Below are 7,639 nucleotides of genomic sequence, written 5' to 3' on the forward strand. Positions count from 1 at the left end.
TTCTTTCCCAATTTTCTTTGGTTATTTTCTGTAATTATTTGCTTTCCCAAGGGATGGCTTTTTTCAATAATTTATCGGTGATGAAGTAGAGTGAGATAGACAGCACAGCGAGGATAAACAGCGCTGCAAACATCTCATCAATGATCATGCGAGCGTTGGCTTGGAGCATCAGATAACCCAAGCCTTCACTTGAACCTACCCACTCACCGACCACTGCTCCAATTGGCGCAATAACGACGGCAACACGAATACCTGAGGCTAAAGTTGGTAGTGCGGCTGGCAATTGAATATGACGAAGTAGCTGCCATTTAGACGCGCCCATGGTCTTGGCAAGGTCGAGGTAACCTGTTGGCGTATTGCGCAAGCCGTCATAGCAACATGTCGTGACGGGGAAAAAGATGATGATCGCCGCCATGACTACTTTCGATGCAATGCCGTAACCCAGCCAAAGCATGAGCACTGGCGCGATAGCGAATACAGGGATCGCTTGGCTAGCAATCAGAATAGGCAATAACCAACGCTTCAACGGCTCGAACATCAGCATTTGCAATGCGAACAGCAAACCCATCGATAATCCAAGCGCCAAGCCAAATAAGATCTCTTGCGCGGTAACCCAAGTATGTTTGAGCAGGACATCGTAACGAGTGACCAATCTATCCAGCACTTCAATTGGTGAAGGTAAGATGAAGCTTGGCATGTCGAATATCACCACGACCAACTGCCACAATCCCAAGATCACCGCTGTGCTGATAACTAAGCGCAGAGCCGGATGGGTCACGCGTTCTTTTTTACTAATACGTGCCGAAACGGAGTTGTACTGAGTCATATCACTCATAGTCTTTCTCCAATTGATCCAAAATCGCTTGTTGAAGCGCGGCGCACTCTCCATCGAGAACTCGGGGCGGCTTGGAGTCTGGAACGACCAAGTGCTGAGCTTGCGCAGGTGTGCCTTGCAACACATAGAGTTGGTGAGCTAATCGCACCGCTTCTTGTGGGTCGTGGGTAATCAGAACAACCGTCTTATCTTTCAGCAATTCGGCAGACAAGGTTTGCAACTTATGACGAGTAACCGCGTCCAGTGCAGAGAAAGGCTCATCCATCAGAACTAGAGGCTTGTCTTGCATCAGAGTGCGAGCAAGGGCAACACGTTGTCTCATGCCGCCAGAGAGCTGAGCTGGCTTAGCATCCGCGTAATCGGCGAGTCCCACTTGGCTTAGTAAAATCAGTGCACGTTGTCTATTTTTCTCTGGTGCTTGCTCTTGAGAAAATCGAGAACTGAGGCAGACGTTGTCTAACACATTCAACCACGGTAGCAATAAATCCTGCTGAGCCATGTAAGCGATACGGTCATGCAGTGCAGCGCCATCCGTTGTGATGAGTTCGCCATGCCAGTCAACTTGGTCATCCAGCAGGCCAGCTAAGTAACGCAATATTGTGGTTTTCCCGCAGCCACTTCGTCCGAGTAATACCGTCCATTTACCGACGGGAATGGTCATGTTCATTCCTGCTAAAGTCGGTGTTTGGCTATCTTTGTATCGCAGACTAGCATCGGAAAGCTGAATGCCAATCGCGTTAGCGAACATAAGTATGACCCGCAAAAAAGTGGTTCACAGGGCCATGGCCTTTACCTACATCCAATTCATCAGCGTGTGCGATAGCTTGGCTGATGTACTGCTTACCCAGGTGCACTGCTTTGTGTAGGTTGTTGCCTTGGCCAAGATAAGACGCGATAGCAGAAGACAGCGTGCAGCCTGTGCCATGAGTGTTTTTGGTTGGAAAGCGTTTAGCGCTGATTAACTCGACACTGTCTTGCATGATAAGCAGATCGTTGCTGTTTTCATTTTCTTCAAGGTGACCGCCTTTGAGCAGAATAGCTTTGGCGCCAAGCGCACGAAGGTCGGTAATCATATCGTTCATTTCAGATTCTGATTGAGGCATTGGCTTACCCGTCAATGCTGCGCCTTCGGGTAGGTTAGGGGTAATGATGTCTGCGAGCGGAATCAATTCTTCTTTTAAAGTGCTGATTGCCGACTGTTCCAGTAATAGATCACCGCTAGTGGCCACCATTACAGGGTCAATCACGAGGTGTTTTGGCTGGTATTGCTTAATTTTGTCTGCAACGACTTTGATGATGTTGGAATCGGCCAGCATGCCCACTTTGACTGCAACGATGTTGAGGTCGGTAAATACTGCATCAAGTTGGCTCTCTACATGGTCGAGAGGAATGGGGAAAATCGCAGAAACGCCTTGGGTATTTTGCGAAGTAATCGCCGTGATTACCGAGCAAGCAAAACTGCCGGTTGCGGACATCGCTTTGATGTCGGCTTGAATACCTGCACCGCCACCACTGTCTGAGCCCGCGATGGTCAATACGATAGGGGTAGGCAAGGCTGGCGTGTGATGTGAATGAGGTTGTGATTGCTGCGTCATGGTCGCTCCTACTACAAGACGTATAGGAACTGACTTTGACCGTTGCAGATAGATCGATTTTTCGATCGCTATCGCTTACCTAAGAGGGGCGACGAAAGGCAAAGTGTGCATAGTTCCCTACGTCAGTGCTAACTGAATCAGGTTCAACGGGTCTCGAATTTCGATCTCAGCCAACACTTGTCGTGTGGCCCCCCGACTATTTCGTTCGGATGATAGCAGGACCATTGCGGAAGGGATACGTTTTTTGAGCGTAATTATAATGAGTATTCAATTATGCGAGGTGAGTGATAAAGTAAGCACCTAAATGGTTTGCTGGGTGGAATTTACTAGTGCAACGCTCTGGTGAATGAGCAGAACCTGGAATATTTAATAAATAATCGTGGTCTCGTTAAGCAAGGATTAGCACAAAACAAGGTTAAAAAACTGTTAAAATTTAACGTGTTGCCAATTTAACTTTGTTGAACTTTTTCACAGTTAATTAGGATGGCTAAGACGATCATCGAGCAAGGAGACTTCATGCTTAATTCTGTAACAGCGAAGTCAGTGATCGATCATGCGCTCTTTTTGGGGGCTGATTTCGCTGAACTATTCGTTGAACATCACCAAACCAACACTGTCCAGATCGCATCTGGTGAAGTGGATAAGGTTAACTCGGGTATCGATTTTGGTATCGGTATTCGTCTTTTTTTCGGTCATAAGGTGCTTTACGGTTACACCAACAGCACAGATGAAGCCGAACTAAAGCGCGTAACCTCGCTGCTTGCTGCAAAAGACAAGCGTGAGCAAATCGCGTCAGCGGGTTCTTTGAATTTGAACCGCTACCCAATCCAACATGGTTGCCGCATGCCACTAAGTAAGGATGCTAACCTAGATTCAAAAATCGCGTTTCTATTGAAAGTTGACCAAGCCGCACGTGCTGAGAGTGAGCATATCAGCCAGTTTATTGGCAGCGTGCTTCAGCGTGAACAACAAGTGTCTATCTTCAACTCAGAAGGTCTACACGTTGACGATACTCGTCATTACATCCGAGTTGCTGGTAATACCGTCGCTCAAAAAGGTAATGAGCAGTCTTCTGGTATGGAAGGTCCTGGCGCTCTTGCTGGTTGGGAATTCAGTGAACAGCTTGATGCCAAAGAGCTAGGTCAAACTATCGCGCAACAAGCGTTGGTAAAACTTGGCGCGGATGCTTGTCCATCGGGTGAAATGCCAGTGGTAATTGGTAACGGCTTTGGCGGCGTAATCTTCCACGAAGCGTGTGGTCACTTGCTAGAAACCACTTCAGTTGCGAAGAAAGCTTCAGTATTCCACGACAAGATGGGCGAAATGGTTGCTCACACCGCGGTGAACGCAGTCGATGATGGCACCATGACCAACGAATGGGGCTCGATTCACGTTGATGATGAAGGTATGAAGACTCAGCGCACTCAGTTGATCAAAGACGGTAAGCTAACCAGCTTTATGGTCGATAAAATGGGTGGCATGAAGACAGGTTACGAACCTACGGGGTCTGGTCGTCGTCAAAACTACAAGTTTGCACCAACCTCGCGTATGCGTAACACCTTTATCGAAGAAGGCGAGCATTCACTTGATGACATGCTGGCAGGCATCGAGCGTGGTATCTATGCGAAGAAGATGGGTGGTGGTTCGGTTCAACCGGGTACGGGTGAGTTTAACTTTGCTGTTCGTGAAGCTTACCTCATTGAAAATGGCAAAATCACCAAACCTCTGAAAACAGCAACGCTGATCAGCACGGGTCCAAAAGTGTTGAAAGAAATCAGCATGGTCGGCAGAGACATGGCGCTTGCGCCGGGCATGTGTGGTTCAGTAAGTGGTTCAGTACCAACAACAGTCGGTCAGCCAACGCTGAAAGTCGATAACATTCTGGTAGGAGGCGGTAACTAATGAGCCAAGAACAACAACTTCTCAATGCGGTTGATTACGTCCTATCAGAAGCAAAACGCCAAGGTGCAGAAGCGGACGTCATTGTAAACCGCAACAGTAGCTTTTCTTTGAAAGCGTACCAAGGAAAGCTGGATGAGTACAAAGTAAGCTCAAGCCAAGTTCTGGGTGTTCGTGTTGTGAAAGATGCGCGCGTTGCGACAAGCTACTCTGAGTCGTTAGAACAACCAAGCTTAGATTTGATGCTGACTAATGCACTGCAAAGCGCTCGTTTTTCCAAGCAAGATGAACATCAGACCATTAGTTGTGTGAACAGCCAAATCACGACTGACGTGGCTGAGATTGCTCAAGAAGACACAACTTCGGTTGATGAAAAAATTGAACTGTCTCTCGCACTTGAGCAAGGCGTAGTGGCTCTGCCTCACGCTTCTAGCGCACCTTACAATGGTTACAGCGATGGCGAAACACAACTGATCATTGCCAATACTCAAGGCACATTGTGTCAACACTTCGAGCGCTCGTTCACTTGTTACGCGTATACCTTGTTTGAAAAAGACGGCAAACAGTCAATGGCGGGTAGAATGTCACTTGGTCGCCGTTTTGATGAGTTGAATCCAGCTTACTGTATAGAAGGTGGCTACAACCTTGCTCGTGATCTTCTGGAAGGCGCTCCGGTTGCGACAGGTAACTACCCTGCTATTTTCCACATCAATGCGCTAGCAAGTTTATTCGGTGCTTTCGGCAGTGCTTTCTCTGGCGTAAGCGCGATGAAAGGCATTACGCCACTGGGTGACAAGCTTGGTCAACGTGTTGCGAGTGATTTAATTACCTTTACTGATACGGCTTACGTGCCAAATGGTATGGCAATCGCGAGTTTTGATAGTGAAGGCTTCGCTACTCAAGATAATGTCATGATTGCTAATGGTGAGTTGAAAACCTTGCTACACAACAGCCAGACCGCAAGTTACTTGGGCGCAGTCTCGACAGCAAGTGCCGCTCGCGGTGCAAAATCGAGCCTAGACGTATCAGCGAATCACAAAGTGATTGCGACGGGTAACAGCAGTGCGTCAGAAGTAAAAGCGGGTGAGTACCTAGAGTTAGTCGAACTTCAAGGTGTCCATTCTGGTGCGGATGCAGTGAGTGGTGATTTCTCATTTGGCGCGAGTGGTTTCTTGTGCCGTGATGGTAAGCGCATTCAACCAGTTCGTGGGATCACGGTAGCGGGTAACTTCTACAATATGCTGCAAGAAGTTGAGGCAGTAGGTGATACTCAGCTAATTAACGATAGCCGAACTTTCTTCTCGCCAGACGTTCGTTTTGCTCGTTTGAGCATTGGTGGTAAGTAAACTTAGCATTACTATAGAAACAAAAAGAGGACTCAATAGAGTCCTCTTTCATTATCTAGCAACGTGTGCGCGAATAACTAGAATTCGCGTATGTCCAACTCATTGTGGATCAATACTACACACTGAGAAGCGAAAAGCATCTTAGGACCTAAGCTGATCTTCTCTGTGCCAAGGCGCTTTAAGCTGTTGAACGACTTCTTCGGCATCGGAATGTGATCGGTTAGTAAGAAACATGGATTTTCACCAATTTCTGCGTCACGAACAAATTCGCCTTTCTTGTCCAACATATAAAGTTGGTGGTCTTCCGCCAGTTCTTGCACCAAGCGTTCAAAGCTCACTGTACGAACCGTAATACCGGGTTCAACTTCACGAAGCTGCTCTTTACCCATACCAACCGAAGCATCCAAAGCGCGAGCCACTGCTGCAATCAAGGTTGACTCATGGAAGCCGCCAATGTTGGTGATGTCGTTGGAGCGAATAGTAATGGTGCGTGAGAAGTCTTTTGTGCTTTCCAAAACCAAGTGAACAACCACATCTTCACGGTGTGATTGAGCAACGAACATAGTGTTCATCATGGTATGAGCAAGAATCTCTGTATGCGCTTCATTACCAACACCTTCTAACAGTGCTTTGCTGGTGGTTGGCGCCGCGCGAGCTCGTAAAACAAAAGAGCGCATGAATTTAGCCTCTATATAGGAAGAGTGAATGCGCGGAAGTATATACCCAAGCAGGGAAGGGATGCGAGTTTAATAGCAAATGTGAACTTACTTACAAAGCTTCGATTGTCGTGCGGAGTGCGCTGGTTAAAATAGAGGGAACCTGTTAGGAGCGGTATATGGAAATCAAACAGATAAATAAAGACATTTATAAAAAGAAAGTAAGCCTTGTGATTGGCGGTTTTGTTGCGTTGCTCGCCATCTCTTCTCTTGCCTTTAGTACCTTGCTGATTGTTTTGTTTGGCAACACTGAAGTCGTACCAGAACAATCAACGGGCAATTTCCATTGGAATTTGATTGGTGTCGTTCTCGCAGTTGCAACTTCCCTCTCTTTATTGAATCAAATTAAAACTCGACCATACATGGAAGAAGTGCTGTACGTTTGGAAACTCAAGCAACTGCACAACAAAATCTTTCGTAAACTAAAAAGCATTAAAGCAGCCGCGAGCAATGACAATGTAAAAGCGCTCACTACGCTTAAGTTCTATTACACCACGCAACGCCAAGTGTTTGAGTTAGACAACAACACACTGACGATGAGCAGTGTTAATAAAGAATTGGAGGCTATCGAGCAAATCGAAGCGGCGCAATCACTGGATCTTGATATCACCAGCTTTAAAGAGAGCTGGGTAGACACATACTGATTGCCTATTTGTTACTTGAAGTTAACAACTGAGTGCTAAAATTAAGCGTTTGAGTGAGATTTAATCACTCGATGCTTTTTTTTTAAGTTTTTTTCTAAAAAGGGGTTGCCAAGAAAAATCATCTCCCTATAATGCGCCTCCGTTGTCAGGGCAAAGCGGAAACGCAAAAGCAATTGGCAATAAGGCGAAGGAAAGCTTCTAAAAATTAATTTTAAAAAGTGTTTGACACTGAAAGTTAATTCCTTAGAATACGCCTCCGCTTCGATAGCAAAGCTTACGAAGCAAGCTCTTTAACAATATAGACCTATCAATCTGTGTGGGCACTCGTTGATGATAATCCAATTCGATACCTCGGTATCAAATTAGGTTTCAATGAAACGAAGTGACCATTTGAATTGGGAAGCAGCCTTGAGCTGTTTTGTTTTACTTTTTCAAAAGTAAAAACCAATAAGAGCACAGTCAATTCAAACATTACTTCTGCTATTTATTAGCGAAAGGAATGTTCAGTATTCATTGAGCCGAACAAGATCTTAAATTGAAGAGTTTGATCATGGCTCAGATTGAACGCTGGCGGCAGGCCTAACACATGCAAGTCGAGCGGAAA

The 7,639-nt window shown here is 46.2% G+C and carries 7 protein-coding genes, 1 rRNA gene and 1 riboswitch; of the genes, 4 read left to right on the forward strand and 4 right to left on the reverse strand.

The features are described 5' to 3' along the window. Positions 1–34 precede the first annotated feature (34 nt). The 3 genes from R8O70_RS17395 to thiD are packed head-to-tail and all read right to left on the reverse strand — an operon-like array spanning position 35 to position 2,430. Complete coding sequence (locus R8O70_RS17395; protein ID WP_158159446.1) at positions 35–835, reverse strand: ABC transporter permease; 801 nt, start codon at positions 833–835, stop codon at positions 35–37. After that, a complete protein-coding gene (locus tag R8O70_RS17400) occupies positions 828–1,583 on the reverse strand; it encodes an ABC transporter ATP-binding protein (protein ID WP_064354467.1) in 756 nt (251 codons plus the stop codon). The genes R8O70_RS17395 and R8O70_RS17400 overlap by 8 nt, the downstream gene beginning before the upstream one ends. Next, complete coding sequence (gene thiD, locus R8O70_RS17405) at positions 1,573–2,430, reverse strand: bifunctional hydroxymethylpyrimidine kinase/phosphomethylpyrimidine kinase (protein ID WP_258625292.1); 858 nt, start codon at positions 2,428–2,430, stop codon at positions 1,573–1,575. The genes R8O70_RS17400 and thiD overlap by 11 nt, the downstream gene beginning before the upstream one ends. A 97-nt stretch (positions 2,431–2,527) precedes the next feature. Beyond that, positions 2,528–2,635, reverse strand: a riboswitch (TPP riboswitch). Positions 2,636–2,946: 311 nt separating this feature from the next. On the opposite strand from thiD, the gene R8O70_RS17410 reads away from it, so the two are divergent. Together R8O70_RS17410 and R8O70_RS17415 are read left to right on the forward strand one after the other, a co-directional pair. Further along, positions 2,947–4,332, forward strand: coding sequence for a TldD/PmbA family protein (locus R8O70_RS17410; protein ID WP_025768780.1), 1,386 nt, complete (start codon positions 2,947–2,949; stop codon positions 4,330–4,332). Then, the gene (locus R8O70_RS17415; RefSeq protein ID WP_053350095.1) at positions 4,332–5,675 is read left to right on the forward strand and encodes a TldD/PmbA family protein; all 1,344 of its coding nucleotides are present in this window, start codon (positions 4,332–4,334) and stop codon (positions 5,673–5,675) included. Before R8O70_RS17410 ends, R8O70_RS17415 begins: the two co-directional genes overlap by 1 nt. Before the next feature lie 77 nt (positions 5,676–5,752). Here the strand turns inward: R8O70_RS17415 and trmY are convergent, their stop codons facing one another. Then, entirely contained in the window at positions 5,753–6,352 is a 600-nt protein-coding gene (trmY, locus tag R8O70_RS17420) for a tRNA (pseudouridine(54)-N(1))-methyltransferase TrmY (RefSeq protein ID WP_017634347.1), read from the reverse strand. A gap of 158 nt (positions 6,353–6,510) precedes the next feature. Here trmY and R8O70_RS17425 point away from each other — a divergent pair, with 158 nt between their 5' ends. Both R8O70_RS17425 and R8O70_RS17430 read left to right on the forward strand, forming a co-directional pair. Beyond that, complete coding sequence (locus tag R8O70_RS17425) at positions 6,511–7,035, forward strand: DUF3087 domain-containing protein (RefSeq protein ID WP_064354470.1); 525 nt, start codon at positions 6,511–6,513, stop codon at positions 7,033–7,035. A gap of 532 nt (positions 7,036–7,567) precedes the next feature. Further along, positions 7,568–7,639: ribosomal RNA gene (locus tag R8O70_RS17430) — 16S ribosomal RNA — on the forward strand; the annotation flags it as partial.

Origin of the sequence: Vibrio sp. 779(2023), assembly GCF_033344285.1 — a bacterium.
Classification (GTDB): Bacteria; Pseudomonadota; Gammaproteobacteria; order Enterobacterales; family Vibrionaceae; genus Vibrio; species Vibrio alginolyticus.